This window comes from Spiroplasma endosymbiont of Apeira syringaria (assembly GCF_964020205.1).
Classification (GTDB): Bacteria; Bacillota_I; Bacilli_A; order Mycoplasmatales; family VBWQ01; genus Spiroplasma_E; species Spiroplasma_E ixodetis_A.
The window spans coordinates 1,859,513-1,880,598 of record NZ_OZ026543.1 but is presented as its reverse complement, the minus strand read 5'-3'; the positions used below and the strand labels follow the sequence as shown (position 1 = coordinate 1,880,598).

Annotated in this window: 28 protein-coding genes; 26 read left to right on the top strand and 2 right to left on the bottom strand. The window is 26.0% G+C overall.

From position 1 onward, the window contains the following. Positions 1-10 precede the first annotated feature (10 nt). The 15 genes from rplF (at position 11) to AACL02_RS11580 (ending at position 9,471) form a co-directional block, all read left to right on the top strand. Positions 11-565, top strand: coding sequence for a 50S ribosomal protein L6 (gene rplF / locus AACL02_RS11650; RefSeq protein ID WP_252319239.1), 555 nt, complete (start codon positions 11-13; stop codon positions 563-565). A 30-nt stretch (positions 566-595) separates the two neighbouring features. Further along, positions 596-946 (top strand): 50S ribosomal protein L18, encoded by a 351-nt coding sequence (gene rplR / locus AACL02_RS11645; protein WP_174480918.1) that lies wholly within the window; start codon positions 596-598, stop codon positions 944-946. An 18-nt stretch (positions 947-964) separates the two neighbouring features. Beyond that, on the top strand, positions 965-1,669 hold the full coding sequence (rpsE, locus tag AACL02_RS11640; protein ID WP_339041726.1) for a 30S ribosomal protein S5: 705 nt from the start codon (positions 965-967) through the stop codon (positions 1,667-1,669). 9 nt (positions 1,670-1,678) lie between these two features. After that, positions 1,679-2,122, top strand: coding sequence for a 50S ribosomal protein L15 (gene rplO / locus AACL02_RS11635; RefSeq protein ID WP_174480916.1), 444 nt, complete (start codon positions 1,679-1,681; stop codon positions 2,120-2,122). Beyond that, entirely contained in the window at positions 2,123-3,481 is a 1,359-nt protein-coding gene (gene secY / locus AACL02_RS11630) for a preprotein translocase subunit SecY (RefSeq protein ID WP_339041723.1), read from the top strand. It begins immediately after the preceding gene. Positions 3,482-3,490: 9 nt separating this feature from the next. After that, positions 3,491-4,156 carry an adenylate kinase gene (locus AACL02_RS11625; protein ID WP_339041721.1) on the top strand — a complete coding sequence of 222 codons (666 nt, stop codon included), beginning with the start codon at positions 3,491-3,493 and terminating at the stop codon, positions 4,154-4,156. Further along, entirely contained in the window at positions 4,149-4,931 is a 783-nt protein-coding gene (gene map, locus AACL02_RS11620; RefSeq protein WP_338975787.1) for a type I methionyl aminopeptidase, read from the top strand. Before AACL02_RS11625 ends, map begins: the two co-directional genes overlap by 8 nt. Then, on the top strand, positions 4,931-5,251 hold the full coding sequence (gene infA, locus AACL02_RS12565) for a translation initiation factor IF-1 (protein WP_348774424.1): 321 nt from the start codon (positions 4,931-4,933) through the stop codon (positions 5,249-5,251). Before map ends, infA begins: the two co-directional genes overlap by 1 nt. Before the next feature lie 21 nt (positions 5,252-5,272). Beyond that, complete coding sequence (gene rpmJ, locus AACL02_RS11610; RefSeq protein ID WP_339041719.1) at positions 5,273-5,386, top strand: 50S ribosomal protein L36; 114 nt, start codon at positions 5,273-5,275, stop codon at positions 5,384-5,386. Between the two features lie 24 nt (positions 5,387-5,410). Further along, positions 5,411-5,809, top strand: coding sequence for a 30S ribosomal protein S13 (gene rpsM / locus AACL02_RS11605; RefSeq protein WP_174480910.1), 399 nt, complete (start codon positions 5,411-5,413; stop codon positions 5,807-5,809). A gap of 17 nt (positions 5,810-5,826) precedes the next feature. Beyond that, on the top strand, positions 5,827-6,219 hold the full coding sequence (gene rpsK, locus AACL02_RS11600) for a 30S ribosomal protein S11 (protein ID WP_252319229.1): 393 nt from the start codon (positions 5,827-5,829) through the stop codon (positions 6,217-6,219). A gap of 18 nt (positions 6,220-6,237) precedes the next feature. Next, complete coding sequence (locus AACL02_RS11595; protein WP_281748527.1) at positions 6,238-7,206, top strand: DNA-directed RNA polymerase subunit alpha; 969 nt, start codon at positions 6,238-6,240, stop codon at positions 7,204-7,206. Between the two features lie 18 nt (positions 7,207-7,224). Further along, positions 7,225-7,590 carry a 50S ribosomal protein L17 gene (gene rplQ / locus AACL02_RS11590; RefSeq protein ID WP_252319218.1) on the top strand — a complete coding sequence of 122 codons (366 nt, stop codon included), beginning with the start codon at positions 7,225-7,227 and terminating at the stop codon, positions 7,588-7,590. Between the two features lie 387 nt (positions 7,591-7,977). Further along, positions 7,978-8,412, top strand: a complete 435-nt coding sequence (locus AACL02_RS11585; protein WP_339041716.1) for a M60 family peptidase N-terminal accessory domain-containing protein — start codon at positions 7,978-7,980, stop codon at positions 8,410-8,412. A 243-nt stretch (positions 8,413-8,655) separates the two neighbouring features. Beyond that, positions 8,656-9,471 (top strand): IS1595 family transposase, encoded by an 816-nt coding sequence (locus AACL02_RS11580; protein ID WP_339043600.1) that lies wholly within the window; start codon positions 8,656-8,658, stop codon positions 9,469-9,471. 399 nt (positions 9,472-9,870) lie between these two features. Here AACL02_RS11580 and AACL02_RS11575 read toward each other — a convergent pair whose 3' ends face one another. Continuing rightward, complete coding sequence (locus AACL02_RS11575) at positions 9,871-10,158, bottom strand: hypothetical protein (RefSeq protein WP_339041714.1); 288 nt, start codon at positions 10,156-10,158, stop codon at positions 9,871-9,873. On the opposite strand from AACL02_RS11575, the gene AACL02_RS11570 reads away from it, so the two are divergent. The 11 genes from AACL02_RS11570 (at position 10,104) to AACL02_RS11520 (ending at position 20,244) form a co-directional block, all read left to right on the top strand. After that, entirely contained in the window at positions 10,104-10,925 is an 822-nt protein-coding gene (locus AACL02_RS11570) for an IS1595 family transposase (protein WP_339041712.1), read from the top strand. The genes AACL02_RS11575 and AACL02_RS11570 overlap by 55 nt on opposite strands. Before the next feature lie 140 nt (positions 10,926-11,065). Then, positions 11,066-11,419, top strand: coding sequence for a M60 family metallopeptidase (locus AACL02_RS11565; RefSeq protein ID WP_339041710.1), 354 nt, complete (start codon positions 11,066-11,068; stop codon positions 11,417-11,419). 48 nt (positions 11,420-11,467) lie between these two features. After that, entirely contained in the window at positions 11,468-12,238 is a 771-nt protein-coding gene (locus AACL02_RS11560) for a M60 family metallopeptidase (RefSeq protein ID WP_339041708.1), read from the top strand. A gap of 446 nt (positions 12,239-12,684) precedes the next feature. After that, positions 12,685-13,380, top strand: a complete 696-nt coding sequence (locus AACL02_RS11555; protein ID WP_339041706.1) for a hypothetical protein — start codon at positions 12,685-12,687, stop codon at positions 13,378-13,380. Positions 13,381-13,403: 23 nt separating this feature from the next. Next, positions 13,404-14,108 (top strand): ankyrin repeat domain-containing protein, encoded by a 705-nt coding sequence (locus AACL02_RS11550; protein ID WP_339041705.1) that lies wholly within the window; start codon positions 13,404-13,406, stop codon positions 14,106-14,108. A 418-nt stretch (positions 14,109-14,526) separates the two neighbouring features. Beyond that, a complete protein-coding gene (locus AACL02_RS11545) occupies positions 14,527-14,649 on the top strand; it encodes a hypothetical protein (protein WP_339041704.1) in 123 nt (40 codons plus the stop codon). Positions 14,650-14,972: 323 nt separating this feature from the next. After that, positions 14,973-15,884 carry a hypothetical protein gene (locus AACL02_RS11540; RefSeq protein ID WP_339041703.1) on the top strand — a complete coding sequence of 304 codons (912 nt, stop codon included), beginning with the start codon at positions 14,973-14,975 and terminating at the stop codon, positions 15,882-15,884. A gap of 267 nt (positions 15,885-16,151) precedes the next feature. Then, complete coding sequence (locus tag AACL02_RS11535) at positions 16,152-16,994, top strand: energy-coupling factor transporter ATPase (protein WP_252320168.1); 843 nt, start codon at positions 16,152-16,154, stop codon at positions 16,992-16,994. Beyond that, the gene (locus AACL02_RS11530; RefSeq protein ID WP_281748539.1) at positions 16,970-17,848 is read left to right on the top strand and encodes an energy-coupling factor transporter ATPase; all 879 of its coding nucleotides are present in this window, start codon (positions 16,970-16,972) and stop codon (positions 17,846-17,848) included. Before AACL02_RS11535 ends, AACL02_RS11530 begins: the two co-directional genes overlap by 25 nt. A gap of 13 nt (positions 17,849-17,861) precedes the next feature. Beyond that, the gene (locus tag AACL02_RS11525) at positions 17,862-18,710 is read left to right on the top strand and encodes an energy-coupling factor transporter transmembrane component T (RefSeq protein WP_339041702.1); all 849 of its coding nucleotides are present in this window, start codon (positions 17,862-17,864) and stop codon (positions 18,708-18,710) included. 295 nt (positions 18,711-19,005) lie between these two features. Beyond that, entirely contained in the window at positions 19,006-20,244 is a 1,239-nt protein-coding gene (locus AACL02_RS11520) for an IS256 family transposase (RefSeq protein ID WP_339043739.1), read from the top strand. Positions 20,245-20,552: 308 nt separating this feature from the next. Here AACL02_RS11520 and AACL02_RS11515 read toward each other — a convergent pair whose 3' ends face one another. Beyond that, a complete protein-coding gene (locus tag AACL02_RS11515; protein ID WP_339041701.1) occupies positions 20,553-20,885 on the bottom strand; it encodes a hypothetical protein in 333 nt (110 codons plus the stop codon). Between the last annotated feature and the right edge of the window lie 201 nt (positions 20,886-21,086).

Here is a 21,086-nt window from a genome sequence, read left to right as displayed (position 1 = left end):
AGGAAACTATATGTCACGTATTGGTAACCGTATCCTTACCATTCCAGTAAATACTTCAATAACGCTAGATGCAAGTAACTTGTTAACTGTTACAGGAGCAAAAGGTTCTTTAAAAAAACTATTACCAAATGTTATTAAAATTAACGTTGATGAAGAGAAAAAAACAATTACTACAACAAGACCTGATGATAACAAAAAAAATAAACAACTTCACGGAACAACTAATTCATTAATTAATGGAATGTTAGTTGGTGTATCAACAGGTTTCATGAAAGAATTAGAAATAAATGGTGTTGGATATCGTGCTGCTGTCCAAGCTAATATCTTAAATTTAACATTAGGATATTCTCATCCTATTAAGTTTGAAATTCCGCAAGGAATTACCATTGTTGCTCCTAAACCAACAGTATTACAAATTAGTGGTATTGATAAACAATTAATTGGAGAAGTTGCAGCGAAAATTCGTAAATTCCGTAAACCAGAACCATATAAAGGTAAAGGAATTAAATATAAAAATGAACACATTCGTCGTAAGGAAGGAAAAGCTGCTGGTAAAGGTAAATAATCTTATACTGGCACTTAAGGAGAATAGAAAATGATTAATAAACAACAAGCTCGTAAAGTTCGTCATTATCGTATTCGTAGTAAAATTATGGGTACTAGTGAAAGACCACGCTTAAATATCTTTAAATCTAATAATAGTTTTTATGCTCAAATTATTGACGATACTGCTTCAAATACAATTATTGGTGTATCAACATTAACATTTAAAGATTTAGCATCAAAAAGCAATATAGATGCTGCTACTAAACTTGGAGAAACAATTGCTAATTTAGCTATTAAGAAAAAAATTAAAAAAGTGGTTTTTGATCGTGGTGGATATTTATATCATGGTAAAGTGAAAGCATTCGCAGAAGCAGCGCGTAGTGCTGGATTAGAATTCTAAAAAAGGAGAATTAAAAGTATGAGTTTAGAAAATAAAAAAACAATTATTGATGATAAAGAAAATACTGAAGTTCAAAAATCAGTAGCAAAACCTTCTGTTAAAGCAGAAGTAAAAAATCCTACTGGTAATGAAAATAAAATTAGACATACTAATTCATCACAACCAAGAAATAGCCACGATAAAAAAGAAAATAAAGTTCGTGAACCACGTAAAAATTTTGAACGTAAACCAAAAACTCCAAGTGAATTTATTGAAAAAGTGATTTGAATCAGAAAAATTAACAAAGTAACAACTGGGGGAAGAAGATTGCGTTTCTCTGCTGCTGTTGCTATTGGTAATGGTAAAGGAGTAGTTGGTTTTGGTATATCTAAAGCCAATGAAGTTCCTGATGCAATTAAAAAGGCAATTGAAGCTGCTCACAAAAATTTAACAACAATTACGATAACTAAAAACAGTAATTCTATTGTTCATGAAGTTAAAGGTAAATATTGTGGAAGTGAAATTTTATTAAAACCAGCTAAAGAAGGAATCGGAATTAAAGCTGGTGGATCTGCTCGTGATATTTTAGAATTAGCTGGTATTCATAATATTTATTCAAAAGCATTTAGATCTAGAAATAAAATTAATTTAGCTAGAGCAACAATTGCAGGTCTTGGCAATGTTAAACCAGCAGAATATTTTATAAAAAATAAAAATCTTACTACTAAGCGTAGTAATGGTTAGAGGTGGATTATGGAAACAACATTACATAACTTAAAACCAACACCAGGTTCTCGTAAAGACATTAAACGTTTAGGTAGAGGAACTTCATCTGGAAAAGGTAAAACGGCTGGTAAAGGGACAAAAGGACAAAATGCCCGTACCGGTGGTGGAACAAGACCCGGATTTGAAGGAGGACAAACACCACTATATCGTCGTATTTCAAAACGAGGGTTTACTAACTTTACTACAACCAATTATAGTATTATTAACTTAGAACAAATTGATTTAATTAAAGAGCATGAAATAACACCTGAACTTTTATTTCAATTAAAATTGATTAGAAGTAAAAAAGATGGTATTAAAGTTCTTGGTAAAGGTAAATTAACAACACCAAAAACAATTAAAGCTCATAAATTTTCAAAATCAGCAATTACTGCTATTGAACAAGCCGGAGGAAAAGCGCAGGTGATCTAAGTGTTCACAACAACCCGTGAATTAATAAAAAAGTATAAAGAAGTTATAATTAGAATTTTATTTACCATTTTTATTTTATTTATCTTTCGTGTTGGAGCATTTATTACAGTTCCAGGAGTAACTTTGAATGAAGATTTAAGTAGCAGTAATAGTACTGGTATTGAATTCTTTAATTTAATTTCAATGTTAGGTGGTGGTGCTATTAGCAGATTTTCTGTTTTTGCACTTGGAGTGTCACCTTACATTACTGCATCAATTATTGTGCAGTTATTATCAACTGATGTTGTCCCTACTTTAACAAGATGAGCTAAATCAGGAGAAAAAGGTAAGAAAAAATTAGAGTTAATGAATCGAGTATTAACTGTCCCCTTTGCTATTATGCAAGGTTTTGCCACAATCTTTGGTTTACAATCTCAAAATATTATTAGTGTTGATTGAAGTTCGGGATCGGGAGCAGCTGGACCAGAAGTTTTCTATTATGTATTGATTCCAGCTATTTTACTAGCAGGGACAATGTTATCATTATGAATGGCTGATCAGATTACTAATCGTGGTATTGGTAATGGAATTTCACTAATTATTTTTGGTGGAATTGCTGCTAATTTACCATTTAACTTAGCTTCAACTTTTAAGTATTGAGTAGGACCAGATACTAATAATGGTGTTATTTTTCAAGGGGCTTTAAAATTTTCTCTTTATTTTGCAGCCTTCCTACTGATTATTCTTGTTGTTGTATTCTTTAGTGAATCAGAGCGACACTTACCAATTCAACAAACTGGTAGTGGTTTAACTTTAAAGGGTGATAAAAGTTCTTATTTACCTTTAAAAGTTAACTCAGCTGGAGTAATTCCTGTTATTTTTTCTTCGGCACTAATTACTGCTCCAATGACAGTGGCGCAAATTGTTGATCAAAATAGTGGTTTTGCTAATTTTGCTAGAAATTATTTATCTTTACAGTCGTGGCCGGGAATTAGTATTTTTGCTATAATGACGATTATGTTTACCTTTTTATATGCACAAGTGCAAATTAATCCCGAACAAATGGCTAAGAATTTTCAAAAATCAGGAACTTATATTCCTGGCGTTCAGCCAGGGAAGGAAACAGAAATTTATATTAAAAGAATGTTAAATCGTTTAAGTACAATTGGTTCCTTTTTCTTAACTGCTGTTGCAGTAACCCCATTTTTAATTTCTAAATTTACTAATCTACCTTCTTCATTAGCAGTTGGTGGAACTGGATTAATAATTATGGTTGGAGTAGCACTAGATACAACAAAACAAATTAAGGGACGAATTACTCAACATTCATTCTTAAATTATAAGGAAAACAAAGATGTTAAAGAACACTTATGGTCTTAGGGGGTAACGATGAATTTAATTATTTTAGGTCCACCAGGATCAGGGAAAGGGACACAGTCACAGTTTCTGAAAGAACAATATAATTTAATGCATTTATCAACTGGTGATTTGTTTCGTGATGAAATCACAAAACAATCACCAGTAGGTAAAAAAGCTCAAACTTATGTTAATAAGGGTCAATATGTTCCTGATGAGATTACAAACGAGATTATTAGTAATACTTTAAAAGATATTAAACATAATTTTATTCTTGATGGTTATCCAAGAACAATTTCACAAGTAGCATCATTAGATAAAGTATTAACAAGTTTTAATGAAACGCTTTCAATGGTATTGTATCTAGATATTAATGAAGAAACAGTTATTAAACGTTTGTCTTCAAGAGTTACTTGTCCTCAATGTAAAGCAATTTATAATCTTAATTTCCTACCACCAAAGATTACTGGTATTTGTGATAATGATGGGGTAAAATTAATTAAACGAATTGATGATAGTGATGAAAAGACAATTATCAATCGTTTAAAAACTTACAAAGTAGCAACGGCACTATTGGTAGATTCTTATCAAGAACGTGGACTGTTAAGAACGGTGGATGCCAACCAAGATAATAGTGATATTAAAAAACAAATTAAATCATATTTATCATCATTAAAAGGAAATAAAAATAATGGTTAGCATTAAAAGTCAAAGTGAAATTCAAAATATCAAAGCCGCTAGTCAAGTTGTAGCACTTATTCATAAAGAGTTAGCAAAGATAATAAAAGTTGGAATAACTGGTAAAATGCTTGATAAAGTGGCAGCACAAATTATTAAAGAAAATAATGCTATACCTTCTTTTTTAAATTATCATGGTTTTCCTGCCACGATTTGTGTTTCAGTTAATGAACAATTAATTCACGGCATTCCTAATGATAAACCTTTTAAAATGAATGATATTGTGAAAATTGATGCTGGTGCTGCTGTTAATGGTTATCATGCAGATGCTGCCTTTACAATGTGTGTTGGTGGTAAACCAACACCAGAACAAGCAAAACTTATTAATGTGACTAAAGAGTCATTAAATAAAGCAATAGCAATTATTGCACCAGGAGTTAGAATTGGTGATATTAGTAACACCATTCAAACTTATGTAGAAAGCGAAGGCTTTTATTTACCAACATCATATACTGGGCATGGTATTGGTAAAAAACTCCACGAAGACCCAGCTATTCCTAATGTTGGTAAGCCCAACACCGGAATAAAATTGCAGTCAGGAATGACAATTTGTATTGAACCAATGGTTCAAACAACAACTGATAAAATTCTGGTTTTAAGTGATAAGTGAACAGTAGTTGCTGCTGATAAACAACAAACTGCTCACTTTGAACACACTATCCTAGTAACTAATGATGGATGTGAAGTACTAACAATACTTAATGAAAATCAAAAAAATAATGAGGAATGTAATTAATGGCTAAACCAAAACAAGTAGTTAAACCCAAAGTTCAAAAAGTAAAAAAAACTAATGATAGTACTATTGAATGTGAAGGTATAGTAATAGAAGTCTTACCTAATGCTAGATTTAAAGTAAAGTTGAATGAATATGACTTTACTCCTATTGTAAGACCATCGGGTCGTATGCAAACACATAAAATTAAAATTATCAAAGGTGATCATGTAAAAGTTGAATTATCAACTTATAATTTAACTGAAGGACGAATTACTTTTCGTAACAGAATGGCTACTACACATTTACCGATAAATAAAGATGATGAAAACAAAGAAAACTAATATTTTAACAGGAGGAAAATGATGAAAGTACAAGCATCAGTTAAAAAAATTTGTGACAAATGTCAACCAATCAAACGTAAAAAACGTAATGTAATCATTTGTGAAAATCATAAACATAAGCAACGTCAAGGATAGAAATATTAAGGAGGAAAAATAAATATGACATCAAATACTAACAATGCAAGTCGAAGAATTGCGCAAGTAAATATTCCTGGTAATCAACATACAGTAATTGGTTTAACAAGAATTTATGGAATTGGTCGCAGCAAATCTTCAGAAATATTAAAAGAACTAAAAATTGAAGAAACTAAAAAAATTAATGAATTAACAGAAAAAGAATTAAGTTCAATTAGTCAATTAATTGAAAAGAAATATAAAACTGAAGGTGAACTAAGACGTGAAGTGTCTTTAAACATTAAAAGATTAATGGAAATTGGATGTTATCGTGGTATTCGTCATCGTAAAGGATTACCAGCCAGAGGACAATCAACAAAAACTAATGCAAGAACTTGCAAGGGACCACGTAAAACGGTTGCTAACAAGAAAAAAGCAAGTTAATTAGGAGGAAAAAAATAATGAATATAAAAACAACAGTAAAGAAAAAAATTAAAGTTAATCCTAATTTTATTAAAGCAAAAGCATTTATTAAAGCAAGTTTTAATAATACTATTGTTACTATTACTGATCTTAATGGTAATGTTATTGCTTGATCAAGTGCTGGAGCAGTAGGTTTCAAAGGAACTCGTAAATCAACTCCTCACTCAGCACAGTTAGCAGCTGAAGCTGCAGGTAAAACTGCTATGGAACACGGAGTTAAAATTTTAAGTGTTTTTGTTAATGGAACAGGACCAGGAAGAGAACCATCAATTCGTAGTTTACAAGCAGTAGGTTTTGAAATCAAAGATTTAAATGATGTGACACCAATCCCTCATAATGGTTGTCGTCCACCAAAAAAACCAAGAAAATAAAGTAGGTGAAAATAAAACATGGAACAACAATTTTTAAAACCAAAATTTAGTTTAAACAGTGAAAATAGTGCTATTAATTACAGTGAATTTATTGTGAGTCAATTAGAACGTGGTTATGGAACAACTTTAGCTAATGCCTTAAGAAGAACATTATTATCTTCAGTACCAGGTATTTCTGTATATGCAATTAGAATAAGTGGTGTATCTCATGAATTTACTGCAGTTAAAGGTGTAATTGAAAATGTTTCTGAAATAATTTTAAATGTTAAGGACTTAGTTTTAGCCTTTGATGGTGATATTCAAAAGGACGAAAAAATTGCTAATTTAAAAATTAGTATTACTGGTGAACAAGATATTACTGCTGGAGATATTAGTTGTCCAACTGATGTTAGAGTAGTTAATCCAGAATTAATTATTGCTCGAACAACTTCAAGAAATGTTCTTTTTGAAATGGAATTAATGGTAAAGAAATCTCGTGGTTATTCTTCATTTGAGGAAAATAAAAAAGAAATTGCTAATAGTTCAGGCATTATTGCTATTGATTCAAACTTTTCACCCGTTGAAAAAGTTGATTATAAAATTGAACCTGTAACTAAAACATTAAAAGGTATTGAATATGAAAAATTAATTCTTGGTGTACAAACTAATGGTTCAGTTAAAGCAGCATCAGCTATTGCAATGGCAGCTAAAATTTTAATGAGTCATATTGAATTTTTTGTTAATTTAGATGATAATGTTAAAAACTTTGAAGTTATTTCAATTACTAATGAGCAAGAAAATAATGATTTAAACAAAGCCTTAGAAGAATTGAATTTAACTGTTCGTTCATACAATTGTTTAAAACGTGATGGTTATAAAACTTTGGGTGATATTGTAAGTAAAAGTTTAGATGAAATTAAACAAATTAAACATTTAGGTTCAAAATCAATTAAAGAAATTGAAGATTGTGTATCAAAACATAATTTAGAGTTTTCTATTAAAAACTAAGAAGGAGGATAAGAAAAAATGTCATATATTAACGATATCGGAAGAAATAGTGCTAAAGTAGATGCTGAAATCCGTAATTTAGCAAGTGAATTAATTGTTCATGGAAAATTAGTTTTGTTAGAAAAAAGAGCAAAAAGATTACAAACATTTATTGAACCTTTAGTAACATTAGCTAAACGTGGTGATTTGCATTCAAGAAGAATGGCAATTGCTAAATTACGTAAAATTACAACTAAAGAGCATCCAAAGGATGGTGTTATTCCAACATTATTTGGCAATATTGCTGAAAGATATAAAGACCGTAAAGGTGGATATACAAAGTTAATTAAAGTAGATAATAGAACTGGTGATAATGCGCCAATGGTATTAATTACTTTTGTTTAATTAAAAATATTAAAGCAAGAAAATTTTGGAAAGAGTAAAGCATTTTTATGTTTTCTCTTTTTTATATGGTTGACAATTTTAAATAAAATTGTATTTTTTAATACAATTATTGATAAATATTTTTTATGGTATTTTTATTATTTCAATGTTATATTATATATGTAAGTTTTATTTTATAATTAAAACTCCTTATTTTTATAAGGAGTTTTTAGTTTCTTTAATAAAAAGTAAAACTTATATATTTGATTGGGGTAGTATTTGGATTATTTGTATTTAAAACAATAATTATCAAAAAAATATCAGTCAATAATTAAAATTATTTTTGTAAAGAAATTTATTAGATATAGTAATTTTTAAATATTTATCTCAAATAAAGGAGAATAAAACATGAAAAAAATAATTATTGCTAATGCACAAGGTATTGTTGAAGAAAATCTTACTAAGGAACAAAGAGTACTTAATCATTCTAAATTTACTACAACAGGAATTTTTGTAGTTAAAGGATCAAAAATAACAATAAAATTATTAGAAAATGATGAATCTTTACTTAGCATCTTTATTGGACAATGAGGAAGTTATAAAAATTTAAATGATGGTCAAAGTTTAAAACCAAAAGAGTATGTTATTAATGAAGAAAATCAAACTATTATTTCTGAAATAGATGGTATGTTGTATCTATATAATAAAAATGAATATACTGATTATGACGTATTGATTACTGCTGAATCAGAAATTGAATCAGAAATAGAAGATTCAACATTTGTTGCTAGTAAAATAATAAATGAAGAATATAATGAAATATTAAATAATAACATTAATTAACGATTTGCTAAAATTGTTGTTGAAGATGCAATAGAAGTTCCAACATTTGTTGTTGTACCAACAACAAATGAAGAATTTCAACAAATGTTATATGATAATATAGAATCACCATTTGTTGAAATTATTGGAGAGCATGTTTTTGGAACATTCCAAATGGAACTTGCAAAAGAATTATGAATAGATGAAGATCCTAATAATTATACGGACTTCTCCCCACATGTACTTGTGGAGGTAATAATGAAACTGAATGAATTCAAAAATGCTTTTCAAACTGAACAGCAATGTCTTGCATATATAGCAAATTTGAAAGAAAACAAATGTATTAGGTGTTTTAATTTTAATTTGAATACTTCTGATTTAAAAAGAATGAGATGTTTAAAATGTAATCAAACATTTAGCATTCTCACAGGCACCATATTTTCAAGGTCACAAACATCTTTAACATCTTGGTTTTATCTTATCTTTAGATGAATAAACACCAAACATGGAATTCCATCAACAGATATTGCAAAAGAATTGGGAGTGACTTTGAAAACTGCTTGAAGAATGACTCATAAAATCAGAACACGTATTGCAAAACAAAAACCTCAATTTATTGTTGAAGGTACAGTGCAAATTGATGAAATGTATCTTTCACATATGGGTTTTAAAAAACAAGGAAGATCCTTGGTGAATAAAACCTTGATTGTTGGCATTTATCAAAAAACAACCAATAATTTAATTGTGAAAGTATTGAAAAACGCAAAGAGTAAAAATCTTTTGCAGTTTGCAAAAAACCACATTTCTTCAAAATGTCTTGTATATACTGATTCTTGAAAAGGATATTGCGATTTTAAATCAGTTTTCACTAAGCATGAAACAGTTAACCATCAAGATGGCTATGTTTCAAAAATTGGTGTAAATACCAACCAAATTGAATCAGTTTGAAAACATATAAGAAGAACATTTAAAACACATATCAAAGTTGCAAAACATCATGTTCATTTATATGCTAAAGAAGCTGCATATAAATTCAACAAGATACCTAGTTTTGAAACTGTAATTCTATGTTTGATTTAAAAATGTGGGGAGAAGTCCGTAGATAGGCTTTTCTCAGCATTTATGTGATAAAATTAAAATAGTACATAAAGGGAGAAAAGCCATTTTTTATTTGTAATAATATCATTTTTAAAATTTTTCAGTATTTCAATAAGATTATTTAAGTTTTGAAATTTATTTGCTTCTTTAGCAATAGTGTATTTTTGTTTTTCAAAGATTTTAATACTGGTATCTATTCAATTTTGTAATTTTTTTATTTTTCATTTTTGATTTGAAGTTATTAATGGTGGATTTTGATAATTGTTAATTGCATGATACATGCTTGTGCTAAAAACCATTATTCTTAATGCATTATTACTTAATTCTTGGTGAAAATATTTATTTAAGCTACCTTTATTATTTAAAAGATAATAAATAGCATTATGTGTTCCGCGATCTCAATTTTTTATAATTTGTTAACAATAAAAAATCATTATGTATTGTTTGTCAAGAATAATTATTATGTGCTTGGAGCCCATTACTTGCTACATAACTTCCTACAAAAGGTAAAGATTGGCAAATAATATTTTCTATATTAGGATTTATTAATGTGCTATCTTCAAAATAATAATAAGTTATCGGACTTCTCCCCACATGTACTTGTGGAGGGAATAATGAAACTGAATGAATTCAACAATGCTTTTCAAACTGAACAGCAATGTCTTGCATATATAGCAAATTTGAAAGAAAACAAATGTATTAGGTGTTTTAATTTTAATTTGAATACTTCTGATTTAAAAAGAATGAGATGTTTAAAATGTAATCAAACATTTAGCATTCTCACAGGCACCATATTTTCAAGGTCACAAACATCTTTAACATCTTGGTTTTATCTTATCTTTAGATGAATAAACACCAAACATGGAATTCCATCAACAGATATTGCAAAAGAATTGGGAGTGACTTTGAAAAATGCTTGAAGAATGACTCATAAAATCAGAACACGTATTGCAAAACAAAAACCTCAATTTATTGTTGAAGGTACAGTGCAAATTGATGAAATGTATCTTTCACATATGGGTTTTAAAAAACAAGGAAGATCCTTGGTGAATAAAACCTTGATTGTTGGCATTTATCAAAAAACAACCAATAATTTAATTGTGAAAGTATTGAAAAACGCAAAGAGTAAAAATCTTTTGCAGTTTGCAAAAAACCACATTTCTTCAAAATGTCTTGTATATACTGATTCTTGAAAATGATATTGCGATTTTAAATCAGTTTTCACTAAGCATGAAACAGTTAACCATCAAGATGGCTATGTTTCAAAAATTGGTGTAAATACCAACCAAATTGAATCAGTTTGAAAACATATAAGAAGAACATTTAAAACACATATCAAAGTTGCAAAACATCATGTTCATTTATATGCTAAAGAAGCTGCATATAAATTCAACAAGATACCTAGTTTTGAAACTGTAATTCTATGTTTGATTTAAAAATGTGGGGAGAAGTCCGTAGATAGGCTTTTCTCAGCATTTATGTGATAAAATTAAAATAGTACATAAAGGGAGAAAAGCCTAATTATAATATTAATGAAACATTTACTCGTTTAGATAAAGTTTATGAATTAACAAGTATGGTTAGTGGATTAAATTTAGAATATAATGGTATTGCTCGAAAAGTTAATAATAAAATACATATTACAAATCCTGATACTGGTGCAGGATATGCTAGTGCAACACACTATCATATTATTATTCAACAAGCTACTGGTGCGGGAAAAGCATTATTTAAGAAGAAGCCTAATGAGGGTTGATATATATGACATGAGATAGGACACACATTTCAAAATCCGCGTTATAAATGAAATGATCTAACTGAAGTTATAGTAAATATTAGTGCACTTTGAGTTGAAAGAGAATTTGGATTTCAAAATAACTTAATTAAATCACATGCTGATAAAGATATTAAAGAATTTATTTTAAATTAAAATGCTGATAAAAATTTTGATAAACAATCACTTTTTGTTAAATTAGGTATGTTTTGACAATTAGATCAAGCTTTTGGAAAATGATTTTATTCAACTTTAAATCAATCTTGTCGATTATTAGATGATAAGTTATTACCAACTGATAATGAATTAAAAAAACAATTTTTTATTAAAATGACTTCAAAAATAGCTAATCGAAATCTAATTCCATTCTTTGCTAAATGAGGAATTAAAGCTGATGAAGATACTGAAAAAATTGTAAGTAAATATCCAAAGTTAACAAAAGAGATTTGAAATAATATCTTTGATGGTCATTATGATGATAATGCTATTGTTGAACATGAATTGCGAAGTTATCAACCAGTGCAAGAAGTAAAAGTTATTAGTTTTTTAGAAAAAAGTATTGGTGATGAAATTTTAAAAAATGAAGTTAAAGAAAATATTATGATGGAAGATAATTTAGAAGTTGAAACTGTTGAAGATATTTCTTATCAAAAACCTGATTTTCTTGATAAAAAAAGTATTGATACTAATTTTGTAGTTATAGATAGAAATGAAGATTTTGTTGGTAATAAATATCAAATTCCAGTGAAATTAAATTTTGCAAATAGTATATTATTAGAAGGAATGGGACAGGACTTAACACAATATCGATCAATTATTAATTTAAATAAAACTAAGAAAACATTTTTCATCAGTGGTAATAATGAAAAATTTAATATTGGTTATGGAGGCAGTGATTATATAAAAATTACTATTAAAGATGCTAATGGTAATTCAATTTATAAAAAAGTGGCAGTAGGAAAGGATCCAACATAGGTTTTTGATGATCTTAATGAGATTAATTATAAAAATAATTATATGATTATATTTTGATTTATGGAACCAAAAAGAGGACTTTATTTTGATCCAAGTGTTGGTGAATGAGTTACTTCAACAACAAAGAATGTAGAGTTTGTTGTTAGTGATGATAAACTAATTAAAAAAAATATAAGTTAAAAGAATAAAAATAGAATTTACTATTAATAGTAAATTCTATTTTTATGACATAGTAATTTTGATTTTTTTGGTTTTATTTTTATATAGTAAAATTTAGTTTTTTTTATATATTTTTTAAAATTATATAAAGTTAGAAAACCTTTATGATATTATTAATTCATAATTTAATAAATGTTTAGGACTAATATGGATATTTTATCTATATTAGTTTCTTTTATGTTTATTAAATTTTACTTTTAATTTGAATAAAAAGGAGAAAATGAAAGATGATATCTATAGAAAATATTAGTAATTTAGATATAGAGATATTTATTAAGAATGTAAAAAAAATATTTCAAGAAAAAATTAATACTTATCAACTTATTGATAAATCTTTTAAAGAACTAGAAAATTTTAAAATTATAGAAGAGATAAAATCAAAATTACAAGATAATCTTGAAATAATAAAAGAAAGATTAATTAACTATGAATATGCTAAAGATGGAGATAGTTTAAAAGATTCTGCAGAATTAAAAAAGCTAGAATGGTTTTTAGAAGAATTAGAAAATATAATAGTAAATAATTATCATATTAATATTAGTTATAGATGTGCTAATTTTCTTATTATGAATGATGAAAAGGAACAATTAATAAAATTATTTAAAGTTAATGATTCAATTTTATTTAAAAGTAAATTAAGTTTTGCATTATCAAAAAAATTAATTGAAGAAGGAAATATCAAAGGTATAAAATTAGTAACTAATATTATTAGTTTAGAAGAAATAATTGATAATGAGAGTAATCTTTTTCATATTGCTGCAAATAATAGTCAAATTGATATTTTAAAATATTTATTATCAATTAATAAAGAATTAATAATAAAAATAAAAATGGAGAAACACCTATTGAATGTGCTTTCGAATATGCTGCCAAACGTTTTATCAAATATGGTGAATTTGATAATGAAGTTATTGAATTTTTAATTAATAATTCTAATGTTAATTTATTGTTTACTAATAATGAATTATGAAAATCATTAGATCCTAACTGAAATATTAATTCAATTAAAGGATGAAATATATTCCATATAGCAACACTTTTTGGAAATGTAGATATTGTAAAATTATTAATACAAAAATTAAATGATCAATCATTAATAAATTATGTAGCAGAAAAAATTGGTACTCCTTTACAATGTGCAATTGTAGGTGCTAGTGTTGACACAACGGGCTTACCTAAAGAGGGAATGCCTTGAGTTAATCCATTAGGTTACTTTAGATTTATATCAAATAATGATATGGGTATAAAGGACAGTAGAACTAAAATTTTAGTTGAAAATTATAAAGAAATTGTAAAAACATTGCTTTCTATTTTATCTTATGATCAAATTAATTCTAAGGACACTGAAGGAGATAGTCCAATTCATGATTGTGTACTAAGATCTAATGTTGAATTATTAAAATTAGTATTAAACGCAGGTGGTGAAATAAATATACAAAATAATTTAGGATATACTCCCTTGCATCAAGCAGTTCTTTATTCTAGATTTGAAGTAATAGAAGAACTGTTACAAATACCTAATATTGATTTAACAATAAAAGATAAAACTTGATTAATTGCATATGATTTAATTGTGAAAAAAAGTAATAGAAAAGATAAAATTAAAATAATGAATTTAATAGAAAATTATCTCTTAAGTAAAAAATATTAAATTTGAACGTTTTGTTGAAGTTATTATTGATAATAATATATCTGATACTAATAGTTATTATGATGAGGTTGATACTGTTTCCTTATTAAGTAATGATGATGAGGTTGATACTGTTTCCTTATTAAGTAATGATGATACAAGTGATGTAGACAGTATAATTTGATAATCTAATAATAATTTTCCAGATAGTTTAATTACTGATACTTTTTCTTATACAACAAGATTTTAGTGTTTAAAAATAAACTTTTTTAATAATTCTTAAATATTTTATAAAAATTTAAAAGTGTTATCTAGCAAGTATAATATATATTCAATAAAGTTTATATATAATATAGATGAAAAACTAAATATAGTTTTCAATCGATTATTTTTTTTTAAAAAAATAATCGATTTTTTTTATTTTGAAAGGAAGATTTTGATGCCAGTTACTAAACAAGAAAACCATAAAAAAGAAAGTTCAGAAATAAAAAAAGTAATTAAAGCCTTTGAAAAAGAAATCAAAGAAAATGATAATCAAATTAAAAATGAAAAAAAGAAATAAAAAAATGAGAAAAACTAAAATTAAATATTAATGATGAAAAAGAAGGTTTAAGTAAAGAAATTAAAAAACTTAAGATAGCTTTAAATGAAATTAAAAATAAATTAAAGGAAAAAAAAGAAAAAAATATTAAATATGAAGAAAAAGAGGTAAAGTTTAAAGAAAAAGATTTAATAAAATTAGAAAACTTAAGAAAAGAAATTGAAAATAAAGTTGAAGTAGAAGAAAAGCAACAACAACAAATACAAGAAAATATAACAAAATTAAAAGAAAATGAACAAGAAATAATAAATGAATTAGAAAAATTCAAAAAAAATGAGAAAGAAATGGAAGAAGAAATAGGTAAATTAAAAGAAACGATAGTTGATGATGATACTAATGTGAATCTTTTGATTAAAGAAAAAGAAAATGAAATATTAGAAGTAAGATTAAAAATTGCTAATTTATATGCTAGTTTAAAAAGAAAAGAGAAAGAAATAACATTATTAGAATTTGAAGAATTTAAACATAAACAAATTATTTTAGAAAATAAAGAACAATTAATAAAAGCAAATCATAAATTATATTCAAATAAAAAAACAGAAAATGAAGTTAAAATAGCAGAATTGGAGATCAAAAAAAACAAGAGAATTTGTGAAATATATGAATTACAGCATAAACTAAATATAGTGGTTATAGATGAAGCAAATATTAATTCAAAAATTTTAAGTTTACTTTTGACAATATTTAGGCTTGAAAAATCTTCTATAAAAATTGTCAAAGAAATTACAGAAAAAAAAGATGTCTTAAAACGAATAAAAAATAATTCATTAGAAGAATCAATAATAATTTCACCAGAAGAAAATGTTACTTCTACTCAGCAAAATGCAAAACCATGATTTAAACGTATATATAAACCATTTACTAAACTTTATAGAAGTAGTAAACAAAAACTTACATTAGGATATTATCAAAGAAAAGAAAAATCTTTAGAAGCGGAAATTAGGAAATTAGAAGCTGAAAAATTAAAAGATTTTTGAAATAAATTTTGATTACTTATGAGCTGTGGTTGTTATAATAATCATGGTAAAACAACAAGAAAAATAGAAGAAAAAAAACGAGAATTAAAAGATATTAAAAAAGAACTAGAAAAATTATCAAAAAATAATATTTCAAATAATGATCCGCAACCTTCAACTTCATCAGCAGTACCCAGCTCATCTAAAAGTTGAAGTGACAAATTATTGAAATCAACATAAGAAGTAACAAAAAATGATTCTTTATTAAAAGAAAATTCTAAAAATCCGGATATTTCTTTACATTAATTTTATAGAATAGAAATTTATATAACTTTAATTTATAAACTAAATTTTATTAGAAAATGAACAATAATTTTACTTCAATTTTGAACAGATATTGTTCATTTTTTTTCTTTTTTTATAATTTTTATAAATTATAAATTGATATATATAAAATTACTGTTATAATTTTACTAGCATAATATTTAAAATGGAGTTAGAAGTAATATGAGTAAATCTAAAATTTCATTAAGTTTAAAAAATGTTGAATTTCGTTATAAACCAGAATACAATAACGCTGTTGATAATGTTAGTTTTGATATTAATCATGGTGAATATATTACTATAATTGGTCATAATGGTAGTGGTAAGTCAACACTTTCAAAAATTATTATTGGTGTTTTACACAAACAAAAAGGTACAATTCAATTATTTGGTGAAACAATTACTAATAAAAACATTAAACAATTACGTCGTCACTTAGGTATTGTTTTTCAAAATCCTGATAATCAATTTATAGGTTCAACTGTTCGTGATGATATTGCTTTTGGCTTGGAAAATCATTTAGTTGAACCCAGTGATATGCCAGCAATTATTGACAGAGTTTCTAGGGCAGTGGGTATGGAAAAATATTTAGATCATGAACCGCTATGATTATCTGGTGGTCAAAAACAACGTGTAGCTATTGCTTCAGTTTTAGCTTTAGAACCTGATATTATTATTTTTGATGAGGCAACTAGTATGCTTGATCCAAAAGGTAAACGAGAAGTTAAAGAAATTATGTTAAAATTACAAGAACAACGCAATAAAACTATTATTTCTATTACTCATGATATGGATGAAATTATTAATGCCGATAAAATTATTGTTATGAATAAAGGTAAGTTAGTTCGTTATGGAACTCCATCTGAAATATTAAAAGAATGAGAGTTTTTACAAAGTATTCATTTAGATATTCCTTTTGTTTTAAAAGTATCGTTAGGTTTAAAAAATAAGGGGATTAATATTAATGAAACATTAAGTGAAGAGGAGTTGATTTCTAGCTTATGTCAATTAAATTCAAAGAAGTAAGTTATACTTATTCTCCAAAAACCCCTTATCAATATCAAGCATTAAAAGATATTACTATTGAAATTGTTGAACAAAAAATAGTTGCTATTATTGGTGAAACTGGTAGTGGTAAATCAACTATGATTCAACATATTAATGGTTTATTAGTTCCAATGGCAGGTTCAGTTGCCATTAATGATTTTATTATTAAGGCTAATCAAAAAAAAATTCGTGATATTAAAAAAATACGTAAACAAATTGGCTTAGTCTTTCAATTTCCAGAATATCAGTTATTTGAAGAAACTATTGAACGAGATATTATGTTTGGACCAGTTAATTTTGGTGAGAAAAAAGATAAAGCACGAGAGTTAGCAAAAAAATATATTAATTTGGTTGGATTAGACGAAACATACTTATCAAGAAGTCCGTTTGATTTGTCTGGTGGTCAAAAACGAAGAGTTGCTATTGCTGGTATTTTGGCATTACAAGGTCATACTTTAATTTTAGATGAACCAACAGCAGGACTTGATCCCGATGGTGAAAAAGAATTAATTAATTTATTTTATGATTTAAATCATAAAGAAAACAAAACTATTATTTTAGTAACTCATAATATGAATCATGTACTAATGGTTGCTGATGAAGTTATTGTATTACATAATACACAGATTTATAAAAAAGCAGATCCAATTACTATTTTTAGAGATAAAAAATTAATTACCGAAACCGGAATTGAACCACCAAAAATTTATAGTTTTTTATATAAATTAGAAGCAGCAGGATTTGATACATCAAAAATTACTGCTAGAAGTGATTCAGAATTAATTGACCAGCTATCAAAAATATTATCCAAAAAAAATAGCAATAAAAAGTAAGGAGTAATAAATAATGAAAGTTAGTTTTGGTCGTTATTTACCTTTAAATTCAATCATTCATCGTGTAGATCCAAGAATTAAATTACTAGTTTTAATTTGTTTAATTGCTTCACTTTTTTTTCATAATGCTTTTGAAGGTTACGCTCTTATTGGTTTTACTGTCATAACAATTTTCTTTTGTGCAAAATTACCTTTTATGATGTTATTAAAATTAATGCGTCCCATTTTATTTATGGCATTTATTTTATTTATAATTAACTGTTTTTTAACTGATGGCCCTAATGTTGGAATGATTTGACGTTGGCATGGTATTAAGGTATCATATAAAGCTATATTTGTTAGTATTTATATTGCTCTTAGAATTTATTTAATGATTTTAATTACAACAATTTTAACAACCACAACACAACCATTAGATTTAACATTAGCATTAGAAGATTTAATGTTACCATTAAAATTAATTAAATTTCCAGTACATATTATTTCAATGATTATTTCTATTGCTCTTCGTTCAATTCCTACATTATTAGATGAAGCCGGTAGAATTTTAAAAGCGCAAGCATCACGTGGTGTAGATTTAAAAAATGGTCATTTTAAAGAAAAAGTTAAATCGTTAGTATCATTAATTATTCCCTTATTAGTTTCTTCATTTCAAAAAGCAGAAGATTTAGCGTACGCTATGGATTCAAGGGGTTATGATCCACAAGGTAAAAGAACACGTTTTCGTCAATACCATATTGATTTTAAAGATATATTTTTCTTTATTATTGGTGTAGGATTGTTAGCATTTCTTATATCTTATACTTATCATCCAGAAATTTTTTGAAGAATTCCATTTATTGATGATTATTATTCACAATAATAAACGTATATGAATTAGCTTTACTAATTTTAAATGTTATTAATATTAAATTTAATTAAAAATTTTGCAACAAGAGTCATAATATTTATCATTTTTATTTTTTCTTATACTCACTATTATTTTTTTTAATTAAAAATTCTTAATTTAAATTTAAAATATATTAATAATTAAAATTAATTAAGGAGTAAGTCCGGTTGATAATGAAATGTTTAGTAATCTGTGTAACTTACAAAAATAACTATGTTTAATTAATTCTAGTAAATATAATTAAATGACTAGAAAGAGTGAGTTACAGATGGCTAAAAAAGATAACTTTAATAATAATGATCCAATATCAAAAGCAGTAGATTTATTACTAGAAAATACTGAAGATTTAACAACAGTTTTTAAACCTGGCGGTTTATATAAAGAATTAACAAAAAGATTAGTTGAAAAAATGTTGAATTCTGAAATGCAAAATTATTTAGGATATGAAAAAAATAAACATAGTACTACTGAAAATGCTCGTAATGGTACAAGTTCAAAAAAATTAATAACTCAACAAGGTAAAATTGAAATTGATGTACCAAGAGATCGCAATAGTAATTTTACTCCTGTAATAGTTCCTAAAAGGCAAAGAAGATTTGATGGTTTTGATCAACAAGTTCTTTCCTTGTATGCAAAAGGAATGACATTATCTGACATTAGAATGCAGTTGCAAGAGTTATATCATGGTGCTGATATTAGTGAAAGTGTTATTAGTCAAATTACTGATGATGTTATTGATGATGTTAAAGCATGACAAAATCGACCATTAGAAAGTATTTATCCTATTGTTTATTTTGATTGTATAGTAGTTAAAGTACGACAAGATAAACGGATTATTAACAAATCAGTTTATATAGCATTAGGAGTTGATTTAGAAGGCAAAAAAGATGTTTTAGGATTATGAATTAGTGAAAATGAAGGTTCTAAGTTTTGATTATCTAATTTCACAGAAATGAAAAATCGTGGCTTAAATGATATTCTTATTGCTTGTAGTGATAATTTAACAGGCATGTCAGAAGCAATACAATCAGTTTATCCTAAAACAGAACATCAATTATGCATTGTTCATCAAATTAGAAATAGTTTAAAATATGTTTCATACAAACATCGAAAAGGTCTAGTTGCAGATTTAAAACCAATTTATAGTGCATGTAGTGAAGAACAAGCAATGCAAGCTTTAGAATCGTTTGAAAGTAAATGAAATAAACAATATCCTCAAATTACTAAATCTTGATATAAAAATTGAGATAATTTAATGGTTTTTATTAGTTATCCAGTAGAAATCAAAAGAGTGATTTATACTACAAATTCTATTGAATCTGTTAATAGTCAATTACGAAAAATCATCAGAAATAAAAAAGTTTTTCCTAATGATATGGCATTTTTCAAAATATTTTACTTGGCAATTGAAAATATAACAAAAAAATGAACATTGCCTATTCAAAATTGAAATACAGCAATTGCTCATTTTATGATAAAATTTGAAGACAGAATTAATCTAAATTAGTAACTTTGTAAAACAAAGATACACAGATTATTAAAAAGCCTCGTTGATAAATTATAATCATAAATATCACTATCTAAGTTACTTGTAACTACAATACTGTTATTTCATTCAACATTTTGTTGTGCTATTTTTTCACTAACTAACAATTGTTCAATAGCTTTATCTAATAAATTTAATTGATCTAATTCTAAATTATTTAATGCATTTTTTATAACTTGTTCATCATATACATCATCACAATTAAAATTACTTAAATCAAAAATTTGTTTTTAACTAGAAACATGATCAGATTGCAATTCTCTTTCTTTTTATTTAATAAGTTGATTTCTTTTTTGGTCATATTTTTTCTTTCTTACTTTTATTTCGGATCTTTGATAATATTTTTTCTTTTTTGATTTTACTTCGGGTTTTTGATCATATTTTTTCTTTCTTTGTTTATTTTTTTGGTATCACATTTGATCATATTTTTTCTTTTTTGCTTTTACTTCAGGTCTTTGTCTATATTCTTTCTTTTTTGCTTTTACTTCAGGTTTTTGTTCATATTCTTGTCATTTTCTTTTTTTAGATTGTTTATTAACTATTTCTTCATTGGTTTGAAATGAAGAAATAGTATTAGTAACTATACTTAAACTATTATTCATGTTTTTTCCCTAAATATAATTAAAGTTAATTTTATTTAAACTTTTATTATATATATTTTGCTATTTATTAAAAATAATATTTTTTGATACATAAAAATGCATATTATAACTTTTTCAAAGTTTTAATAATAAGATTAATAAGATATATAAATTAAAATTATATAAATTATACCAATTTTAAATGTTTTTTCAATCTGTAAA